At 65.9% G+C, this 19,702-nt stretch carries 12 protein-coding genes; 6 read left to right on the forward strand and 6 right to left on the reverse strand.

Translation table 11 applies throughout. From position 1 onward, the window contains the following. Positions 1 to 116 precede the first annotated feature (116 nt). The 3 genes from ABE423_RS04600 to ABE423_RS04610 all read left to right on the forward strand — a co-directional run bounded on the left by ABE423_RS04600 (position 117) and on the right by ABE423_RS04610 (position 4,105). Positions 117 to 1,244, forward strand: coding sequence for a PilT/PilU family type 4a pilus ATPase (locus ABE423_RS04600; protein ID WP_032127971.1), 1,128 nt, complete (start codon positions 117 to 119; stop codon positions 1,242 to 1,244). Between the two features lie 130 nt (positions 1,245 to 1,374). Further along, positions 1,375 to 2,652 (forward strand): putative DNA modification/repair radical SAM protein, encoded by a 1,278-nt coding sequence (locus ABE423_RS04605; protein ID WP_346485147.1) that lies wholly within the window; start codon positions 1,375 to 1,377, stop codon positions 2,650 to 2,652. Next, positions 2,633 to 4,105: a UdgX family uracil-DNA binding protein gene (locus ABE423_RS04610; protein WP_346485149.1), complete on the forward strand. Its 1,473-nt coding sequence runs from the start codon at positions 2,633 to 2,635 to the stop codon at positions 4,103 to 4,105. Before ABE423_RS04605 ends, ABE423_RS04610 begins: the two co-directional genes overlap by 20 nt. Before the next feature lie 49 nt (positions 4,106 to 4,154). Here ABE423_RS04610 and ABE423_RS04615 read toward each other — a convergent pair whose 3' ends face one another. The 3 genes from ABE423_RS04615 to ABE423_RS04625 all read right to left on the reverse strand — a co-directional run bounded on the left by ABE423_RS04615 (position 4,155) and on the right by ABE423_RS04625 (position 7,904). Continuing rightward, positions 4,155 to 6,092: a hypothetical protein gene (locus tag ABE423_RS04615; RefSeq protein ID WP_317218016.1), complete on the reverse strand. Its 1,938-nt coding sequence runs from the start codon at positions 6,090 to 6,092 to the stop codon at positions 4,155 to 4,157. 139 nt (positions 6,093 to 6,231) lie between these two features. Then, positions 6,232 to 6,900 (reverse strand): maleylacetoacetate isomerase, encoded by a 669-nt coding sequence (gene maiA, locus ABE423_RS04620; RefSeq protein WP_346485151.1) that lies wholly within the window; start codon positions 6,898 to 6,900, stop codon positions 6,232 to 6,234. Positions 6,901 to 6,914: 14 nt separating this feature from the next. Next, on the reverse strand, positions 6,915 to 7,904 hold the full coding sequence (locus ABE423_RS04625; RefSeq protein ID WP_134951928.1) for a fumarylacetoacetate hydrolase family protein: 990 nt from the start codon (positions 7,902 to 7,904) through the stop codon (positions 6,915 to 6,917). A 961-nt stretch (positions 7,905 to 8,865) separates the two neighbouring features. Between ABE423_RS04625 and ABE423_RS04630 the strand changes: the two genes are divergently transcribed. Further along, positions 8,866 to 10,281 carry a DEAD/DEAH box helicase gene (locus ABE423_RS04630; RefSeq protein ID WP_049461652.1) on the forward strand — a complete coding sequence of 472 codons (1,416 nt, stop codon included), beginning with the start codon at positions 8,866 to 8,868 and terminating at the stop codon, positions 10,279 to 10,281. A 698-nt stretch (positions 10,282 to 10,979) separates the two neighbouring features. On the opposite strand, the gene ABE423_RS04635 is transcribed toward ABE423_RS04630, so the two are convergent. Together ABE423_RS04635 and ABE423_RS04640 are read right to left on the reverse strand one after the other, a co-directional pair. Continuing rightward, positions 10,980 to 13,574, reverse strand: coding sequence for a M14 family zinc carboxypeptidase (locus ABE423_RS04635; protein ID WP_346485154.1), 2,595 nt, complete (start codon positions 13,572 to 13,574; stop codon positions 10,980 to 10,982). A gap of 74 nt (positions 13,575 to 13,648) precedes the next feature. Continuing rightward, positions 13,649 to 16,288, reverse strand: a complete 2,640-nt coding sequence (locus ABE423_RS04640; RefSeq protein ID WP_346485156.1) for a TonB-dependent receptor — start codon at positions 16,286 to 16,288, stop codon at positions 13,649 to 13,651. 192 nt (positions 16,289 to 16,480) lie between these two features. Between ABE423_RS04640 and queD the strand changes: the two genes are divergently transcribed. Together queD and ABE423_RS04650 are read left to right on the forward strand one after the other, a co-directional pair. After that, entirely contained in the window at positions 16,481 to 16,843 is a 363-nt protein-coding gene (queD, locus tag ABE423_RS04645; protein ID WP_005407953.1) for a 6-carboxytetrahydropterin synthase QueD, read from the forward strand. Between the two features lie 117 nt (positions 16,844 to 16,960). Continuing rightward, positions 16,961 to 17,308 carry a phasin family protein gene (locus ABE423_RS04650; RefSeq protein WP_180837567.1) on the forward strand — a complete coding sequence of 116 codons (348 nt, stop codon included), beginning with the start codon at positions 16,961 to 16,963 and terminating at the stop codon, positions 17,306 to 17,308. Between the two features lie 373 nt (positions 17,309 to 17,681). On the opposite strand, the gene asnB is transcribed toward ABE423_RS04650, so the two are convergent. Then, positions 17,682 to 19,583 carry an asparagine synthase (glutamine-hydrolyzing) gene (asnB, locus tag ABE423_RS04655; RefSeq protein ID WP_121504809.1) on the reverse strand — a complete coding sequence of 634 codons (1,902 nt, stop codon included), beginning with the start codon at positions 19,581 to 19,583 and terminating at the stop codon, positions 17,682 to 17,684. Between the last annotated feature and the right edge of the window lie 119 nt (positions 19,584 to 19,702).

The raw sequence follows: 19,702 nt of genomic DNA on the forward strand, positions 1-19,702 counted from the left end.
CGAAGCTAAGTCGTTTCATTGGGGAGGCCGTACCGGTTGTCGGTTCACGGCCATTGTCGTCAAGCCGACACCGTGCTGGCAACGGGCGTCGGCCGTTTCGTTGGGGAAAATTCGCAATGGATATCGGCTACTTCCTGAAGCTGATGACCGAAAAGAACGCTTCGGACATGTTCCTGACCACCGGAGCACCGGTCTACATCAAGATCGAGGGGAAGCTTTATCCGCTGGGCAACACCGGCCTGCCGCCGGGCATGGTCAAGAAGATCGCCTACTCGCTGATGGACGAAGGCCAGGTGCCGCAGTTCGAGCGCGAGCTGGAGCTCAACATGGCCATCGCCCTGCCCGATGCCGGGCGCTTCCGCGTCAACGTGTTCAAGCAGCGCGGCGAAGTGGGCATGGTCATCCGCGCCATCCGCAGCCGCATCCCGAGCATCGAGGAGCTGAACCTGCCGCAGGTGCTGAAGGACGTCATCATGACCCCGCGCGGGCTGGTGCTGGTGGTGGGGTCCACCGGTTCCGGCAAGTCCACCTCGCTGGCGTCGATGATCGACCACCGCAACAGCACCACCACCGGTCACATCCTCACCATCGAGGACCCGATCGAGTACCTGCACAAGCACAAGATGTCGATCGTCAACCAGCGCGAGGTCGGGCTGGACACCCATGCCTTCCACAACGCGCTGAAGAACGCGATGCGTGAAGCGCCGGACGTGATCCTGATCGGCGAGATCCTGGATGCGGAAACGATGGAGGCGGCGATCGCCTTCGCCGAAACCGGCCACCTGTGCCTGGCCACCCTGCACTCCAACAACGCCGACCAGACCATCGAGCGCATCCTCAACTTCTTCCCGGAAAGCGCGCACAAGAACGTGCTGATGAACCTGGCGCTGAACCTGCGTGCGGTGATCAGCCAGCGCCTGGTGAAGAACAAGGAGGGCCGTCGCCTGCCGGCCACCGAGGTGCTGATCAACACGCCGATGATCCGTGACCTGCTGCGTCGCGGCCAGGTGCACGAGATCAAGGCGGCGATGGAAGGCTCGCTGGAGGAAGGCATGGAGAGTTTCGACCAGTGCCTGTTCCGTCTGGCCAAGGCCGGCATCATCGAGCAGGAGGAAGCGCTGCGCGCGGCCGACTCGCGCGATGGCCTGGCCCTGAAGTTCCGCCTGTCCGAAGGCAGCAGCGGCGAGCACGACCCGTATGCGGATTTCTCGGCCGGGCAGCCAAGCATCACTCACGGGTTCTGACCGCACGAAAAAGGGGACGGAGGGGATTAAGTCGTAAGTGCATTTACGACTTAATCCCCTCCGTCCCCTTTTCCTGAAGAATTCAGGGGCGGTCTCATCCAATGAGACCCCTCATCCGTAGGTTTCCTCAATGGAAACCATCCGCAAGCTGGCCATTCTGGCCGATGCCGCCAAATACGACGCCTCCTGCGCCTCCAGCGGCTCAGGCAAGCGCGATTCACGCGCCAGTGGCGGCATCGGCAGCACCGAGGGCATGGGCATCTGCCACAGCTATACGCCGGACGGCCGCTGCGTTTCATTGCTGAAAATCCTGCTGACCAACTTCTGCATCTACGACTGCGCCTACTGCGTGAACCGGGTCTCCAGCAACGTGCCCCGCGCACGTTTCAGCGTGGACGAGGTGGTCACACTCACCCTGGACTTCTACAAGCGCAACTACATCGAGGGCCTGTTCCTGTCCAGCGGCATCATCCGCAATGCGGACTACACCATGGAACAGATGGTGGAAGTGGCCCGGCAGCTGCGCGAAGAACACCGCTACGCCGGCTACATCCACCTCAAGACCATTCCCGAGGCCTCGCCGGAGCTGCTGGCCAGTGCCGGGCGCTATGCCGACCGCCTGTCCATCAACGTGGAACTGCCGACCGAAGCCGGCCTGAGCGCCTTGGCGCCGGAGAAGACGGTGCATTCGATACGCGGCGCGATGGGCGAACTACGCTGGCGCATCGAGGAAGCCAAGGAGGCGCGCAAAGCCCCCACAGCGATGGCACCGAGGGCCAGCCGCAGTCCACGCCCTCCCCGTTTCGCACCCGCCGGGCAGAGCACGCAGATGATCGTCGGCGCGGACGGGGCCAACGACCAACAGATCCTGGCCAGCGCCGATGCGCTGTACGGCAACTACCGCATGCGCCGGGTGTACTACTCCGCGTTCAGCCCGATTCCGGACGCCAGCCGGCAGCTGCCACTGCAACCGCCTCCGCTGCAGCGCGAACATCGCCTCTACCAGGCCGACTGGTTGCTGCGCTTCTACGGTTACGGCGTGGATGAGATTACCGATACCACCCAGGACGGCATGCTCGACCTGGATATCGACCCGAAAATGGCTTGGGCGATCCGTCACCCCGAGCGCTTTCCTGTGGATCTCAACCGTGCGCCGAAGGAAATGCTGCTTCGCGTACCCGGGCTGGGCGTGCGCAACGTGAAACGGGTGCTGATGGCACGCCGCCACGGTCGCCTGCGGGTTGCCGATGTAGCACGCCTGAAGGCACCGATGAGCAAACTGCTTCCGTTTGTGCAGCTGGCTGACCACCATCCACGCAAATCGCTGGACGATCCGGCGGCGCTGCGCGCGCAGTTGGCCCCACCGCCTCGTCAGGGATCGCTGTTTGATGCACCGCCCGCCGCCTGACGCGCAGCGCTGGTCGCTGCGGGTGGACCCGCAGTGGTCGCTGCAGGCCTGGCGCGATGCTGCGCGCGAAGCGTTGCTGCGAGGCGTGGCCCCGCCTCAGCTGGACTGGCTGGAAGGGAGCGAAACGTCCTTGCTGGATGCGCCGGCCGTGCAGCGGGCGCCGATGCTGGCCGATGCCAGTGCACCCAACGTGCCCCGCGATTTCCTGGAACTGGCGGCCACCTGCCTGTGCCATCACGACCCCCAGCGACTGGCCTTGCTGTATCGCCTGCTGTGGCGCATCGTCCATGGCGAGCGTTCGGTGCTGAGCAACCCCGCCGACGCCGATGTCCTGCGCGCAACGGCGCTCGCCCAGGCCGTCCGCCGTGACACGCACAAGATGAAGGCATTCGTGCGCTTCCACGAGGTGCCTGGCCAGCCTGATGCGTTCATCGCCTGGTTTGAGCCACAGCACCACATTGTCGACCGGGTCGCGCCCTTCTTCGCGCGCCGCTTCACCGGCATGCGCTGGGCGATCCTCACGCCTTCGCGCAGCGTCGCATGGGATGGGCAGGCGCTTGCCTTCGGCCCCGGCGCACGGCGCGAGGATGCCCCGGCCGAGGATGCGCGCGAGGCCCTGTGGCAGACCTATTACGCCAGCATCTTCAATCCGGCCCGGCTCAACACCCGGATGATGATGCAGGAGATGCCGGCCAGGTACTGGCGCCACCTGCCCGAGGCGCAGCTGCTGCCGCGCCTGGTGCGCGATGCGGGCGATCGCGTGCAGGAAATGCATGACCGGCCCGCGCAGGCACCCCAGCGCAGGATCCCCCTGCGTGCAGGTGTTGCGATGCCAGCAGCGGATGCCAGCAGTCTGGAGAATCTACGCGAACAGGCCAGCACCTGCCGCCAGTGCCCGCTGTGGGAGCAGACCACGCAGACCGTGTTCGGGCAGGGGCCTGCAGACGCCCGCATGATGCTGATCGGGGAACAACCTGGCGACACCGAGGATCTGCGCGGACAGCCGTTCATGGGTCCTGCCGGTCAGCTACTGGACCGTGCGCTGACCGAATTGGGAATCGATCGCGCGGGGCTGTACCTCACCAACGCCGTGAAGCACTTCCATCATGAACGGCGTGGCAAGGTGCGACTGCACAAGCGACCGGAAAGCCGGCACATCCAGGCCTGCCGCCCTTGGCTGATGGGTGAGATCGCGCGCGTGCGGCCCCAGGTGATCGTGTGCCTCGGCGCGACAGCGGCAGCCTCGGTGTTTGGTCGTGGGTTCGACCTCTCACGCGACCGCGGACGCTGGCACACCCTCGAGGACGGCACCCGCGGCTATGCCACGGTGCACCCGGCATGGGTATTGCGGCAGACCGACGATGCGCGCCGCGAGGATGCCTATCGGCTGTTCCGCGATGATCTGCAGCGGATACATGAAGTCGCTGAGGATGGGAATGCAGGGCACCTGTAGCCGGACATCTCCGTAGCGAAGCCTCTCCCACTGTGGTCTTCGGTGGAATCTACTGGACAGATGGCCGGATCAGCGTCACCTCGACGTAGTCCGCCCCGGCCTCCGCCGTTCTGTCCAATCGAAGGTACACCACTCCTTCGTGCGGGCTGGCAAGGGATGCTTCGACCCATCGAACAGTCTGCCGCCCCATGCTTCCCGAAGCAATACCCACACCATTGGAGTACAGCGTGTATGAGACCGGCGACTCCGGACGTTCTTCGAACTTGAAAGGGAACGTCGATCCGCTGACATAGAATCCAACCGACGTGGAGTCCGATCTGACAGGAATGGAAAGCACGGCGCAGGCGCTTCCGTCCTTGAAATCGATCCGTGCGCGCTTTTCATCCAGCGACAGGACGGCATCGGAGCGCTGGCACGCACCCGTTGCGCTGGCTCCCACCGGCAGAAGCCTGACACCCTTCATGACGTCTGCCGCCGAGGGCAGAACGGCGGACACCAGGGTAACCAGCAGATAGACGACAACGATCCCTACTCCGCCCACCAGATAACGACGACCGTTGCCCCTGGGGCCATCCGCATTGTCACGGGCGAACACAGACATCGCAGCGAGCAGCGACAACGCCGGCGCAATCACTACGCTGTACCTGGCCTGAGACTCACCCGCACCGATTACCATCAGTGCGAATGCACCCACGAAGATGAGGCAGGCCAGCGAAAGACCCTCATGCTTCGTCTTCAATACCCCCACCACGGACAAGCTCAGACCTGCGAACACGACCAGACCCAGCCACGGAAACAGGGTGGAATCGAACGGGATATCACTGAGCACGCCATTGTTCAGAGAATCCGGGTTGCCAGGTGGATAGTTGAAGGCAGACAGGCCGTAGTAGCCGGAACCTGCAAAAACAACCTGTGATTTTCTGAACAGATAACCGGGCCAATCCCAGAAACCCGACGAAAACTCCGTGGACACCTTGTAGGCCATGTTGGCGAACCGGGCTGATTCTGGCGTCGCGGTCCAGAAGTGCTCTGCCCACCTGTAGTTCACCGCAAAGTTCTGGTCAGAACTGAAGTCGATGGAGGAAAGCGCGCGCAGCGGCTCGACCAGATCGGGCAAGCCTGTCGGATTTACCTTGTTGAAAGCAGCAGTCATCGCGAACAAGCAGATGATCGACGCCATCGGCAATGTCACCAAGGCCAACCGTCGCTGCGCAATACTTCTGCACAGAGCCCATAGCAGCAATGCAACGACGAAGATCGTGCCGATCGATCTCAGCTGGTTTCCCAGGAACGCGATGGCGGCAATGGCCACCGCCGAGAACAGGGCGACGGGCCACCGGCCCTCGAGCCCGGGAATGAGCAGGAGGAATGCGGCGATGGCCAGGACCGCGGCATTGTCCGTGGTTATCAGGGTCGTCGTGAACCAATACTCTGGATACAGTGCGAGCAAGAGCGTGGCAAGCGCCGCCGCTCTGCCGCCATGATTTCGCCTGACGCCGAAGTACCACAGTAAAAGCGTCGCGCAGTGCAGGCCGATGTTGCTGACCTTGAACCACACGTAGCCCTCGCCGAAGATGCGCCCAACAAGCGTGGAATAGAAGTACGAACGCAGCCAGTAGGTGCTGTTGTCGGCAAGGTACGCGGACTGACATTTATCCAGCCACTGCACCATCGACGATGTTGCGGCGACACCACAGCGGTAGTAGACGCCGAAATCACTCGGCTGGCTCGAGCTGAACGCGAATCCCCACACACCCGTGGCACAGCAGGCAAGGATCGGTATCAGGATGTTCCAGCGGTCGTGGCCCAGCGGTACACGCGATCTGTAAGCCAGGGCTGCCATGACCACGACCGCCACATAGCCCGCCAGCACGCCGTAGCCACCCAGTCCAACGCCAACGGTGAAGGCCGCCAGTGCGCCGACCAGCAGCATTCCCAACCCCCAGCTCTGCACGAGCGCGGGCAGCACCGCCAACAGCCTATTCATTGATTTTCCTTGCCAGTCGCCGGTTATACCGGCGGTGTGCGACGCGCCGGAATGGCGATTCTACCTACGCGCGGGTTTGCCGCTGTATCCTCCCCGGTATCGAGAGGGATGCGCGGGCAGGACAGGCAGGGACCGACGATCAGCCTGCGTCGGGCTGGTTTTCCGGGCGTGCGCGGTCGAAGGCGTCCAGTGCCTGGCAGGCAGCTTCGATACGGCGCAGGGTCGGGTACGGCGCCAGGTCCAGGCCGAAGCGATGCGCGTTGTACAGCTGCGGCAGCAGACAGATATCGGCCAGGCCGGGACGGTCACCGTGGCAGAAGGTGCCCGTCGCGCTGCTGTTGGCCAACATTGCCTCCATGGCAGCGAAGCCTTCGGCGATCCAGTGCAGGGTCCACTGCGTGCGGACATCGGCCGGCACCTGCAGGCTGCGCTCCAGGTACTGCATCACCCGCAGGTTGTTGATCGGGTGGATGTCGCAGGCCACCAGCTGGGCCAGCGCGCGCACCCGCGCACGGCCGGCGGCATCGGCCGGTAGCAGCGGTACCTGCGGGAAGCGTTCTTCCAGATACTCCAGGATCGCCAGCGACTGGGTCAGCGCATGCCCTTCATGCAACAGGGTTGGCACCAGCTGCTGCGGATTGAGCGCGCGATAGGCGTCAAGGTGCTGCTCGCCACCGTCGCGCACCAGGTGCACCGGCCGGGCTTCCCAGGCCAGGCCCTTCAGCTCCAGGCCGATGCGCACGCGGTAGGCGGCGCTGGATCGCCAGTAGGTGTACAGCACGATGCCGTCGTCGACCGGGATCTCCATCGCCGCCTCCCTGCTCAGGGCCTGGTCGCCTGTTCGATGCGCTGCTCGATCGCACCGAAGATGCTGTTGCCGGCGGCATCGAGCATCTCGATGCGGACCACGTCGCCGAACGACATGAACGGCGTACTCGGCTTGCCGTCGCGCAGGGTCTCCACCACGCGCTGCTCGGCGAAGCACGAGGCGCCCTTGCTGGTGTCCTCGTTGGCGATGGTGCCGGAGCCGACGATGGTGCCGGCGCCCAGCGGGCGGGTCTTGGCCGCATGCGCGACCAGCTGGGCGAAGTTGAACTGCATGTCCACGCCGGCTTCCGGCGCGCCGAACCACTGGCCGTTGATGTGGGTCAGCAGCGGCAGGTGCACCTTGCTGTCCTGCCACGCGGCGCCCAGCTCATCGGGGGTGACGAACACCGGCGACAGCGCCGAGCGCGGCTTGGACTGCAGGAAGCCGAAGCCCTTGGCCAGCTCGCCCGGAATCAGGTTGCGCAGCGAGACATCGTTGACCAGGCCGACCAGCTGGATATGGCCTGCGGCCTGTTCCGGGGTAGCCGCCATCGGCACGTCGTCGGTGATCACCACGATCTCTGCTTCCAGGTCGATGCCGTAGTCCTCGCTGACCACCTTCACCGCGTCGCGCGGACCGTAGAAACCGGCGCTGGTCGCCTGGTACATCAGCGGGTCGGTGTAGAAGCTCTCCGGCACCTCGGCGCCACGGGCGCGGCGCACGCGCTCGACATGTGGCAGGTAGGCGCTGCCATCGACGAACTCATAGGCACGCGGCATCGGCGCGGCCAGCGCCTGCGGGTCCAGGTCGAACACGCCATCGGCGTCGCCCGCGTTGAGCGATTCGTACAGGGCGTTCAGGCGCGGCGCGATGTGGCTCCAGTCCTCCAGGGCCTGCTGCAGGGTGGCGGCAATGCCGGTGGCGCGTACGCCGTGGCGCAGGTCACGCGAGACGACGATCAGGGTGCCGTCGCGGCCGCCTTCCTTCAAAGAACCAAGCTTCATGGGTGGGTGTCCGGAGTCGTGGGCAAACAAGTTTCAAGTGTAATCAAATCTGCGGCGGCGCCAAGCTGCAGCGCGGCATCGGCCCACCCTACCGTAGTGGGGGGTTCGGCAGGGCTGCGCCCTGCACCTGCTTCAAGCCAGGGCAACAGCCGAAGCAACAGCAACAGCGGGCATTCCGTGGGATGGCGGGGCACTGTGGGTTTGCGGGGACGCCGTTAACCCGTCCATGGGGGCTTGGTCGCGGCTTGCTCGTGTGCGCTGTCCTGCGCACACGGCAAGACCGGGGTTGGGCGTCCGGCCCAACCCGCCCGAGACATGCCTCGGGCCCATGCCGCTCACACCCCCGCAAACCCACAGTACCCCGCCTTCGACAGTTGGCCGGTGGCCAGTAGATCCACGCCATGCGTGGATGAATCCCCATCAAGATCGAATATTTCGTCAATTGAACGAGGAGCATCCACGCATGGCATGGATCTACCGCAGATCGCGAAAAACTGTCGAAGGCGGGGTGGGTCCGGTGGCAGGGGCGTGAGCCGCATGGATGCGGCGACCGAGCTTACATGGACGTACTTGCAGCGTCCCCTGCCACCGGACCCACCCCGCCTACCCACAGGAACCCTGCCTTTGACGTTGCTTCAGCCTCTGCGGGTGCAGGGCGCAGCCCTGCAGAGAGCCCCCCTACCTGAACAGGCCTTTTTGCGTGAAGTCTCAAACATCGTTTAGACTTGCAGGGTCTGCAGCGGCCGTCCGTTTCCCTCCGGGACCGCCGGCGACCAGGGTCCGCCCTCTTCGCCCGCCCCCACTCCGACGCCGTTCGTCACGCATTCCAGCCTGCGCTTCGTGCCGGCTGCACCCAATTCTCGCAGCGCGGTTCACGGGAACGCTCCGAGTCAGCCGATCAGTTTGATCTGCCCCCGTCTGTCCAGTCGGACAGGCGTTTCTTGTACTTGGAGCAATCTCAATGTCTTTTGAATCGCTGGGTCTGGCGCCCTTCCTGCTGCGTGCGCTTGCCGAGCAGGGCTACGAAAACCCGACCCCGATCCAGCAGCAGGCGATCCCGCTGGCGCTGGCCGGCCGCGACCTGCTGGCCGGTGCACAGACCGGTACCGGCAAGACCGCTGCCTTTGGCCTGCCGCTGCTGCAGCACCTGGGCACCGCCTCGCAGGAAGTGCGCAGCGGCCCGCGCAAGCCGCGCGCGCTGATCCTGGCCCCGACCCGCGAGCTGGCCACCCAGGTGCATGACAGCCTGCGCGGTTACAGCAAGTACCTGCGCATCCCCAGCGCCTGCATCTACGGCGGCGTCGGCATGGGCAACCAGCTGGACATCCTGCGCCGTGGCGTGGACCTGCTGGTGGCCTGCCCGGGCCGCCTGATCGACCACCTCGAGCGTCGCAGCATCGACCTGTCCGGCATTGAACTGCTGGTGCTGGACGAAGCCGACCGCATGCTCGACATGGGCTTCCTGCCGTCGATCAAGCGCATCCTGGCCAAGCTGCCGAAGCAGAACCGCCAGACCCTGCTGTTCTCGGCCACCTTCGAGGACAACATCCGCCAGCTGGCGCTGGAGTTCATGCGCAACCCGGAGCAGATCCAGGTCACGCCGAAGAACACCGTCGCCGAAACCATCACCCATCGCGTGCACCCGGTCGATGCCGGCCGCAAGCGTGACCTGCTGCTGCACCTGCTGGCGCAGGACAGCCGCGAGCAGACCCTGGTGTTCGCCCGCACCAAGCACGGCAGCGACAAGCTGGCCACGTTCCTGGAAAAGTCGGGCATCAAGACCGCGGCGATCCATGGCAACAAGAGCCAGGGCCAGCGCCTGCGTGCGCTGGGCGACTTCAAGGCCGGCCGCGTGACCGTGCTGGTGGCCACCGATATCGCCGCGCGCGGCATCGACATCAACGAGCTGCCGAAGGTGATCAACTTCGACCTGCCGATGGTGGCCGAAGATTATGTGCACCGCATCGGCCGCACCGGCCGCAACGGCGCAACCGGCCAGGCGATCTCGCTGGTGGCGCAGGATGAAGTGAAGCTGCTGCGCGCGATCGTGCGCCTGCTGGGCCGCGACATGGACATCCGCGATGTGCCGGGCTTCGAGCTGCAGACGCCGATCCGCTGGGGCAACAGTGCGCCGGGCAAGGCCGAGCACGATACCGGCGAGCGCGCACCGCGCAAGAGCCACGCACGCCGTCCGCACGGCGATGCGCCGCGCCATGCGCATGCGGGCCCGAAGAAGGCCGGTGGTGGCCGTCGCGAGGGCGGTGGCAATGGCCAGCAGCGTGCAGGCGCCGGTCAGGGCCAGCGTCGTGGCGGTGGCGGCAATGGTGGCGGCCGTGGCCGCGGCCAGGGTGGCAACGGCGGCGGTCGCGCCGGCTGATCCCAGCTGACATGGAGGGTGCTTCCCGCTGCGCGGGGGGCTATCGAGGGACGGCGCTGACGCGCCGTCCTTTTTTTTGTTGCGGGCTACCGGGTGATAAAGCACGCGGTGGCAGTACCAAGGGCGAATGGGCATGGGGGCAGCGCAGAACACGCTGTAAATACGTCCATGTAAGCTCGATGGCGCCATCCATGGCGCCAACGGTTCTGCGCTGCCCCCATGCCCATCCGCTTCAAGCATTGCCTGCGCCTTCTTCTCCCGCCGGGTAGCCGGGAGAAGAAAGATCAAATTCAAATTCAAATTCAAAGGCAAAAGCCGAAGTCGCAATTCCTGGTTCTGCTTTTGCTTTCGCCCTTGCTCCCGCCTTGGGGTTCGATGCGTCCGCGCCCGTAGGAAACTGTCGAGGGGAGGCCGGGCGGGCTGTGCAGGACCGTTGGCGCCATGGGCCCGAGGCATGCCTCGGGCGGGTTGGGCAGGACGCCCAACCCCGGCCTTGCCGTGTGCGCAGGACAGCGCACACGAGCAAGGCGCCATCGAGCCCCCAGGGGTGAGGGTGCTTTGCTTGCGAAGCACTGCTACGCGAGCGCCCGAACGCCCAGCCGCCAGCGGCTGGGCCGGACCGCGGAGCGGGGTTTACGGCGTGTCCTGCGCGGCCCGCCCGGCCTCCCCCACACGCATCAATCAAGGCGCGCAAAGCCTCAACCCCGCGCTTTACTCGGATTCACCAGATTCCCGAAGAAGACCGCGTTGATCAGCAGTCGATCCGTCCCGTGCCAGTACTTGCGATGCGCCGGATCATCGGCAAACAGCACCACGTTGCCCTGCCCTTGCGCCGACACCAGCAGCCACGCGCTGCCTGCCACCCGCGCGCGGTTGCGCTCGGACAGATATCCATTCACCCGCGGCGGCGTGTCGATGCGCACCACCGTCGAGAACGGGTTCGTGCTCGGCTGCAGCGTTACCGTGTTCTCCTTGTTGATCGCCAGCTGCCGGCGCGGCACACCGAACGCCAGCGGATGACTGGTATCAACATCGGCACTGAGGATGTTGCCGCTGACCCGCTCGATCGCTGCGATGTCGCGCTGATCGCCGAACGCGCGACGGCTTTCGTCAGCTGCATCTTCTTCCTTGCCGAGCTTCTCGCCGTCGGCGAGCTTCTGTTCGATCGCCCACTTCGAGGCACTGCCGTACGTCACCAGCGAGCCACCGGCCTGTACCCAGCGCTTCAGTGCAGCCACCGCCGTGGCATCGACGCCGGTATAGGTGCCGCCGGACAACACGATGGTGGTGTAGCGGTCCAGCGGCACTTTGCCCAGCTGTTGCGGATCCAGCTTGCTGGCCGGCAACCGCAGCTGCTGGTCCAACAGGAACCACGCCGATCCGATTTCGGTGGCGGCCACGCCCTCGCCCATCACGAGTGCCACCGCAGGCTTGCGCAGCGCCTTGACGCCGTCACTGCCGAGGTCGATGCCTTCGCGGCTGCGGCCACTGGACAGCGCGTGCACCTGCACACCTGCCTCGCGTGCGGCGGATGTCACTGCCTCAAGCAGCGCCGCACCCTGCAGCGACTGCCCAGTGACCGGAATGACCAGGCTGCCGGCGGCGAAGCTGACCTCGCCCTGCGCGGTCGCGGTGGTGAACGGCTGGAATGCCGCGCGTGCATTCACGCCCTCGCCCTGCAGCGCGGCCAGCGCGCGCCCCGCGTTGTAGTCGCGCCAGTCAATCGCGTAGGCGAATCCAGCCTGGCCGCCCAGCACCACGCCCGGCTCGGCCGGCAGCGCGGTCACCCTTGGGCCACCATCGATACGGCTGCGGCTACCGGCGAAGGCCACGCCGTAGGCCGGTGCGATCGCGTAGCTGGTGCTGCCGTAGAACACATCGCCCTTGATCGGCGGCGTCTCGGCAAAGATCGAATGCACCAGGCGGAACTGCGCCTGCTGCACCGGCACCACGTAGGCGCTGCCGGCATCGAAGCGCTGGCCATCGACACTGACGTCACGATCCAGCGCGCGCACCTCGATGCGATGCAGCAGCAACAGTTCCAGCAGCCGGCGGGTCAGTGCCGGATCATGCGCATCGCCGAACACGAAGCTCTTCACCGGCTGCTGTGCGGCCTGCTTCAACGCGCTCCGGAAGAACTGCTTCTGCAGGTCGAACAGGCCGCTGCGCTCGGCTACCGCGCCGCGCACCGTGCCCAGCCCGGTAGCCACCTGGTTGCGGATGGTGAACGGGAACGTCAGCAGACCATTCATCGACTCCTGCACGCGGCCCCGCGAGCTGGCCTGCTCGACGGTAACGCCGACGGCACCGTGGAAATCAGGATAGGTCGAGCCGTACACCGGCGAGAAGTTGTCGAAGTTCTCGCCGGTGTAGTACAGCGAGCCCAGCGCATCCAGCGCCTGCGCGTGGTACTTGGCCAGGGTCTTGTTGAATTCATACGACGCCGCTGGAATCAGCGGGCTGTGCATGCTCTTCGGCGACGGTTCGAAGTAGTAGGTGCTGTCCTTTCCCATCTCGTGGAAATCGATCTGCACGTTCGGGTACCACTGGTGGAACACCTCCACCTTCGGCCGCGAGTCCTGCTGGGTCAGGGCCAGCCAGTCGCGGTTGAGATCGGTGAAGTAGTGGTTGGTGCGGCCCTGCGGGAACGGCTCGACGTGTTCCTTGTCGGCCGGGTCGGCCGAAGCCGGATCGGAGGCCCAGGCGTTGTGCCAGTTGGCGGCACGATCACGGCCATCCGGATTCTGTGCCGGGTCGAACAGCACCACCGCCTGCTGCAGCCACTGCTGGGTTTCGGCACTGCGGTTGGCCACCAGGTAGTACGCCGTCAGCATCGCCGCTTCGGCACTGGAGGTCTCGTTGCCATGCACGCTGTAGCCCAGCCACACCACCACCGGGCTGTCACCGGCGGCGCTGCGCGGCTGCGCCGGATCGGCCAGGGTCGCGTGCTGCTGGCGGATCTGTTCCAGCCGCGCGTGGTTGCCTGCAGCAGTGACGGTGGCGATCAGCAGCGGGCGACCTTCATAGCTGCGGCCGATCTCGCGCACGCTGATCTTGTCCGAGCGTTTCGCAAGTTCCTGGAAGTACGCCACCAGCTGATCGTGCCGGGTGTAACGGCTGCCGATCGGGTAGCCGAGGAACTGCTCCGGCGTGGGCACCGCTGCATCGAACGCCGCTGCGTCGGTGACCTGCGGGAAGAAGTACGCGCTCTGTGCCTGCGCCGGCTGCGGCGAGGACAGTGCGGTGGCGGCGGCAAGCAGCAACGGAAGAACGGCACGGCGATGCAAGGACACGATGACTCCCCTGGAACACAACGGCAGACAGTCGCGCGGCCGGTCCCTTCAGGTGACCGGCCGCGGCAGATGGATCAGAAGCGGTAATCGAAGCCCAGCGTGAAGTAGCGGCCACGCAGGTCGTACTGGCTGAAGTCGTACGGCGCGCGGATGCCCGGGAACGAGGCGTCGTACGGCGGCGTCTTGTCGGCCAGGTTCTGCACCTTGGCGTACACGGTCAGCTTGTCGATGCCGGTGTAGGCCAGGTACAGGTCGTACTGGCTGTAGCTGCCGACACGCTGCTGCACGGCCTTGGCGGCGGTGCTGGCTTCCTGGCGGTAGCCGCTGGTGTAGTACCAGGTCACCGCTGCGCTGAAGTCGCCGTACTTCCAGTCCAGCGTGGTGGTGGCCTTGTCCTTGGGCAGGGTCGCGCCGAGGTTGCTGCCGGCGTAGTCGACCAGCGGGCCGCCGACCACGGTCGGGCGACGGTAGTCGCGCACGTGGGTGTAGGCCGAGGACACGGTGAAGTCACCCAGCGCAGCGGTCGGGATGAGCTGGCGCAGCTCGACGTCGATGCCTGAGGTCTTCAGCTCGCTCAGGTTCTGGTAGCGGTTGTAGACCGCCTGCAGCTTGCCGCGCTCATCGCGCTGCACGGCGCCGGCCACGTTGTCGTTGACCAGGGTCTGGGTGTTGTTGGTGCCGACCAGGTTGTCCAGCTGGATGCGGTAGTAGTCCACGCTCAGGTTGGTGTTGGCCCACGGCGACAGCACCACGCCGAAGTTCACGCTTTTGGTGCGCTCGGGCTTCAGTTCGTTGTTGCCGACGGTGAAGAAGGTGGGGTTCTGACGCGAGCCCGGCACGTCCGGGTCACGCGGATCGACCACGCTGCCGTAGGCGATGCTGGTGCTGTTGGAGTTCTCCGACAGCGACGGCGCACGGAAGCCCTTCGAGGCGGAGGCACGCACCAGCAGGAAGTCGAGCGGCTGCCAGCGCAGGCCGATCTTCGGCGAGAACGCATCGCCGAAATCATCGTAGTGATCGGCGCGCGCGGCAGCGGACAGCTCCAGCGTCGATGCCAGCGGCACGTTCACTTCGGCGTAGGCCGCACTGACCTGGCGCTTGCCGTGCACTTCGGCGATGGCCGGGCGCACCTGCAGGCCGGCGTCGATCTGCCACGGGTTGTTGGAATCGAGCTTCTCGCGGCGCCACTCGGCACCGGCGGCGAATCCGATCTCGCCGGCCCAGGTATGGCCGAGGCTGCCGGAAATCTTCGCATCGATGCCCTGCAGCTTGGACTCGGCCGGACGCAGCGTGGCGATGTTGATCGAGTCGCGCACCGACTGCGGCGTGGCGGCCGGGTTCAGCAGGTTGTAGCTGCCGGTGGCCAGCGCATCGGCCAGCGCCCAGCGGTTGGCGAAGCCACCGGAGACGCTCTCGCGCTCGCTGCTGCGCGCGCCGAACGCTGCGACTTCCCAGTCCCACTTCGCGGTGGTGCCACGCAGGCCGAACACGCCGCGGTAAGCGGTGGAGCGGTTGGTCTTGAGGGTGCCGCCCAGGTCGAAGAAGGTGTACTCGATCGGGATCGCACGGCCGTACGGGTTGTACGGATTGTTGGCCGGCAGCAGCGACGACACCGGCTCGGCCAGGCCACTGTCCGCGTTCAGTGCGAAGCGGCCGCTCTCCAGGGTGAAGAACGGGCTGCTGCCAAACCACGCGGTGCTCTTGATCTGGCTGTACAGCACTTCGCCGAAGGCTTCGACGTTGTCGTTCAGGCGGAAGGTACCGTTGGCATAGGCCTGGTAGCGCTTGGTCGAGGGAATCAGCGTGGTGAACGGCGCCTGGTTGAAGCCGCAGGTATCACCGGCCAGGCCGTCGATCGGCGCGCTGGCAACGCGGGTGGTACCGGTCGGGCAGTTACCGTTGGCATCGAGCATCGGCACCGACACGCCGTTGACCAGATAGCGCGCACCCTTGGCCGACCAGCCGTTCCAGCGGCCGCCGGGCTTGTCGGTGTAGATGCCGCTCTTTGTCAGGTTGCGTTCGTCCTGATCCAGGCGTTCGCGGTTGTAGCCCTGCAGGCTGAAGAGGATGTTGTAGCCGTCGGTATCGAGATCACCGAGGCCGCCGACGAACTTCAGGTTCTGCTCGTGCAGGCCGCCCTGGTCGGCGCCGCCGAAGCTGCCGCCGATCTCGGCGCCTTCGAAGTTCTGCCGGGTGATGATGTTGACCACACCGGCCACGGCGTCGGAGCCGTAGACCGCCGAGGCGCCATCCTTGAGCACTTCGATGCGTTCGACCGCGACCAGCGGAAGCGCGTTGAGATCAACAAAGGTGTCGGACAGGCCACCGGCCGGGAAGCCGTAGTTGGCCAGGCGACGGCCATTGAGCAGCACCAGCGTGTTCTTCTGCGACAGGCCACGCAGGCCGATGCCGGCCGAGCCGGAGGCCCAGCCGTTGTTGGTGGTTTCGTTGCTGGCGTTGCCGGTGTTCGCCGAGATCGAACGCAGCACATCGGCCACGGTGGCCTTGCCGGTCTGTTCCAGCTGCTGGCGGCCGATCACCTGCACCGGGTTGGAGGCCTCGGTATCGGTGCGCTTGATGTTGGAACCGGTGACGCGCACGGCAGCCAGGGTGCTGGCTTCGCCACTGGCGTCGGCGGAAGTTTCGGCGGCGGCGGACAAAGGCGCGGCCAGAGCGACGGCCAGGGCCGCCACGAGCAGGGTGTGCTTGGGCATGACGATGTGGGGGAGGTGGTAAGGGCGACGAAGTTCCGCAGTAGTCCATGCCCGGCCGGGGTCCGGCCAATAACATCTCTTCATACGGATATAAGAGAAACTATCATCTCTTCATCCGGATGAAAAGACTTACTTCACGAAAGTCCAACATCCGCTCAGGCTGGCCGGCCACCTGCGGCGTACAATCGCGTCATGGAAATCTTCAAAGTCTTCATGCTCGAGGCGGCGCACCGCCTCCCCAACGTGCCGCCGGGGCACAAGTGCGCGCGCCTGCACGGCCACTCGTTCCGGGTGGAACTGAAGGTCGAGGGCGAGCCGGGTGCGCAGACCGGCTGGATCATGGATTTCGGCGACGTGAAGGCGGCCTTCCAGCCGATCTACGACCGCCTGGACCATCACTACCTCAATGACATCCCCGGCCTGGAGAACCCGACCAGCGAGAACCTGGCGGTGTGGATCTGGAACGAGCTGAAGCCGAGCCTGCCGGCGCTGAGCGAGATCACCGTGCACGAAACCTGCACCTCGGGTTGCCGTTACCGCGGCCCAACAGCCTGATCAACCCATTGATCTGAAAGGTCCTTCAAAGGCGCCCTGGGCGCCTTTGTTATTTTTGTTGCATTGCCGCATCAACGGCGTATGCTGCACTGCATCAAGCCACTCCCTGATGCCCCCATGGCCACCGCCTTCAGCGATCGCTTCAGTGATGCCACCCGCCAGCTCGCCGCCGCGGCAACGCGCGCGAACCGGTTGGCGTTGGAGAACGCGGAAAGCATGTTCGGGGTGCAGCTGAAGGCGATAGAGCGCAACCTGACCGCGACCGGCGGCTGGCTCGGCGAGCTGGCCCGCAGTGACGACGCGGCCGGGGTGCTCAACAAGGGCGCACAGCTGTGGCAGGACAACCTGCAGCGGCTGGGCCAGGCCCAGCAGGACGTAGTCGGTCTCAGCCTGCAGGCCGGCAAGGCCTGGTCCGAACTGGTGCAGGGCTACAACGAATCAACGGCGGACGCGAACAACCACTGACGCGACGCAACGCTCATTGCGTGGGTCCCTCCCCCCACGCAATCCGGACCCGGCAGATCCCTCCCTCTGCCGGGTCTTTTTTTGCCTGGCGTTCGGATTCCAAAGCGCTTCCTCGTCTGGACTCTCTGCGAGCTGAGGGGCCCCGCCGGGGCGGGCAGGGGCCTGGGCAAATGTCCCCCGGCGCCGGCCGTTGGCCGTCACCTCCTCCTTTACTTTGCCCAGACCCCTGCCCGCCCCGACGAGGCTCGGCTTACGGCAGGTAAAGCGCAGCGCTCGTGGCGCCTTTCAACTAGGCGCCGGAGGACATTCGTACGCAAGGGCATCCGCCCCGCGCCACGCTGATTCAATCCGCTGCACGCAATGCAGAAACGGCTCAGCGCCCGCGACCACCGTGCCAATGCTGGTGCCACGCCTGGAACATCAGCACGTTCCACAGGTGCGTGTGCCACTTGCGCTCGCCACGCAGGAACGCCTCCCAGATACCGCGCACGCGCGCAACATCGAAACACCCCTGGTTGCGCAACAGCTGCGGGTCCAGCAGCGCCTCCGCCCAATCGCGCAGCGGGCCCGCCAGCCAACGCGCCATCGGCGGGCCGAAGCCGCGCTTGGGACGGTACACCAGCGGTTCCGGCAGGTAGCGCGCCAGCAGGTGCTTGAGGATCCGCTTGTGCTCACCATCGTGGTACTTCAGGTGCTGCGGCAGGCGCCAGGCCAGACGCACCACCTCCATGTCCAGCAGCGGCGCACGCGTCTCCACGCCCGCCGCCATGCCCGCACGATCGACCTTGGCGAGGATGCCCTCGGCCAGATCCATGCGGAAATCCAACAGCTGGATGCGCGCCTCGGCCGGCAGCGCGGTGTCCTGCTGCTGGAAGATCGTCATCGGCTCACGTGCGCCCAGCACCACCTGCGCCGGCTGCCGCCAGCGGGTGACACGTTGCAGGTAATGCCCTTCCACATCGTTGGCGGCAACCTCGGCCACCAGCGCACGCCAACCGCCCAGGCGGCCACGTTCGACGTTCATGCGGTTGCCACTGCGCCGCGCCAGATCACGCACCCAGTCCGGCAAGCCACCGCAGAGGCGTGCATTGCGCAGTGCGCGGCCATAGCTGGGATGACCGAAGAACAGTTCATCGCCACCGTCGCCGGTCAGCGCCACCGGCTTGCGCGCGCCCAGCAGTTCACTGGCCAGCAGGGTCGGCAGCTGCGAGGCATCGGCGAAGGGCTCGCACCAGACCTGCGGCAGGCGCTGCAGCAGATCCAGGCCCTGGCGCGCATCCATCCGGTGCAGATGGTGCTGCACGCCCAGGTGGCGCGCGACCTGCGAGGCCCAATCGCTTTCGTCATGGCCGGGATCGTCGAAGCCGACCGTCCAGGCCTCGATCGGCAGCGTCGACTGCGCCTGCATCATCGCGGTCACCAGCGACGAGTCGGTGCCGCCAGACAGGAACGCACCGCAGGCCAGCGGCGAATGCATGCGTGCCGCGATCGCCTTCTGCAACACCACTTCCAGCTGGTCGGTGGCCTGTTCCAGGCTCGGCGCCGGCTGCAGGGGTTCCTGCAGCGCACTCTGCATCGCATCGCGTGCGCACCAGTAGCGCGCGCCCCCTTCCGCCGCCTGGCTGGAACCGCCGGCAGCGTGGTCATCCAGATCGACGCGCAGCACCGCGCCGGCCACCAGCTTGTGGATGCCCCGGTAGATGGTGTGCGGCGCCGGCACATAGTCGTGGCGCAGCAGCAGGCTCAGCGCATCCTGGTCGATGCTCGGGGCGAAACCGGCGAAGGCCTGCAGCGCCTTCATTTCCGAAGCGAACAGGAACTGGCCCTGGAACCAGCCGTAATACAGCGGCCGCTCGCCCACCGGATCACGCGCCAGCCACAACGCTCGCGACTCACGGTCCCAGACGCTAAAACCGAACGCGCCTTCGATACGCGACAGCGCCCGCTCTACGCCCCATTCAACGATCGCCTGCAGCAGCAGCCGGGCGTCGCTGCAGCTGCGTGGCAGCTCGCGCAGCTGCGCCTGCAGGTCGGCGCGGTTGTACAGGCGGCCGTCCAAGCACAACACGTAGCGGCCGCAATCCGAGCTCAGCGGCTGCAGCGGGGTATCGGTCGGCGCCCGGCAATGGCCCAGCGCGAGGCCGGCCTCGGCGTCGGTCCAGTAACCGATGCGGCCCCGGCCACGCTGCTGCAGGGCGCGCAGCATCGGTGCCAGCTGCTGCAGCAGATGCTCGTCCTCGGCGGGCGGCAACCACGCCCCGACCACGCCGCTCATCGGGCACCTCCGCAGCGGCAGCGGCGGGACGGGTTCAGCAGGCAGGGGGCGGCGAGCGACATGGGAACGGCACGCGGAGCGGAGGAGACTCCATGCTCGGCGCCCCACCTGCCCCGCGT

This window comes from Stenotrophomonas sp. TWI1409 (assembly GCF_039673015.1).
Taxonomy (GTDB): domain Bacteria; phylum Pseudomonadota; class Gammaproteobacteria; order Xanthomonadales; family Xanthomonadaceae; genus Stenotrophomonas; species Stenotrophomonas maltophilia_A.

Excerpts from the sequence above, each read along its gene's own strand:
- ABE423_RS04600 (WP_032127971.1), top strand. The coding sequence starts at position 117 with ATGGATATCGGCTACTTCCTGAAGCTGATGACCGAAAAGAACGCTTCG.
- ABE423_RS04605 (WP_346485147.1), top strand. The coding sequence starts at position 1,375 with ATGGAAACCATCCGCAAGCTGGCCATTCTGGCCGATGCCGCCAAATAC.
- ABE423_RS04610 (WP_346485149.1), top strand. The coding sequence starts at position 2,633 with ATGCACCGCCCGCCGCCTGACGCGCAGCGCTGGTCGCTGCGGGTGGAC.
- ABE423_RS04615 (WP_317218016.1), bottom strand. The coding sequence starts at position 6,092 with ATGAATAGGCTGTTGGCGGTGCTGCCCGCGCTCGTGCAGAGCTGGGGG.
- maiA (WP_346485151.1), bottom strand. The coding sequence starts at position 6,900 with ATGGAGATCCCGGTCGACGACGGCATCGTGCTGTACACCTACTGGCGA.
- ABE423_RS04625 (WP_134951928.1), bottom strand. The coding sequence starts at position 7,904 with ATGAAGCTTGGTTCTTTGAAGGAAGGCGGCCGCGACGGCACCCTGATC.
- ABE423_RS04630 (WP_049461652.1), top strand. The coding sequence starts at position 8,866 with ATGTCTTTTGAATCGCTGGGTCTGGCGCCCTTCCTGCTGCGTGCGCTT.
- ABE423_RS04640 (WP_346485156.1), bottom strand. The coding sequence starts at position 16,288 with ATGCCCAAGCACACCCTGCTCGTGGCGGCCCTGGCCGTCGCTCTGGCC.
- queD (WP_005407953.1), top strand. The coding sequence starts at position 16,481 with ATGGAAATCTTCAAAGTCTTCATGCTCGAGGCGGCGCACCGCCTCCCC.
- ABE423_RS04650 (WP_180837567.1), top strand. The coding sequence starts at position 16,961 with ATGGCCACCGCCTTCAGCGATCGCTTCAGTGATGCCACCCGCCAGCTC.
- asnB (WP_121504809.1), bottom strand. The coding sequence starts at position 19,583 with ATGAGCGGCGTGGTCGGGGCGTGGTTGCCGCCCGCCGAGGACGAGCAT.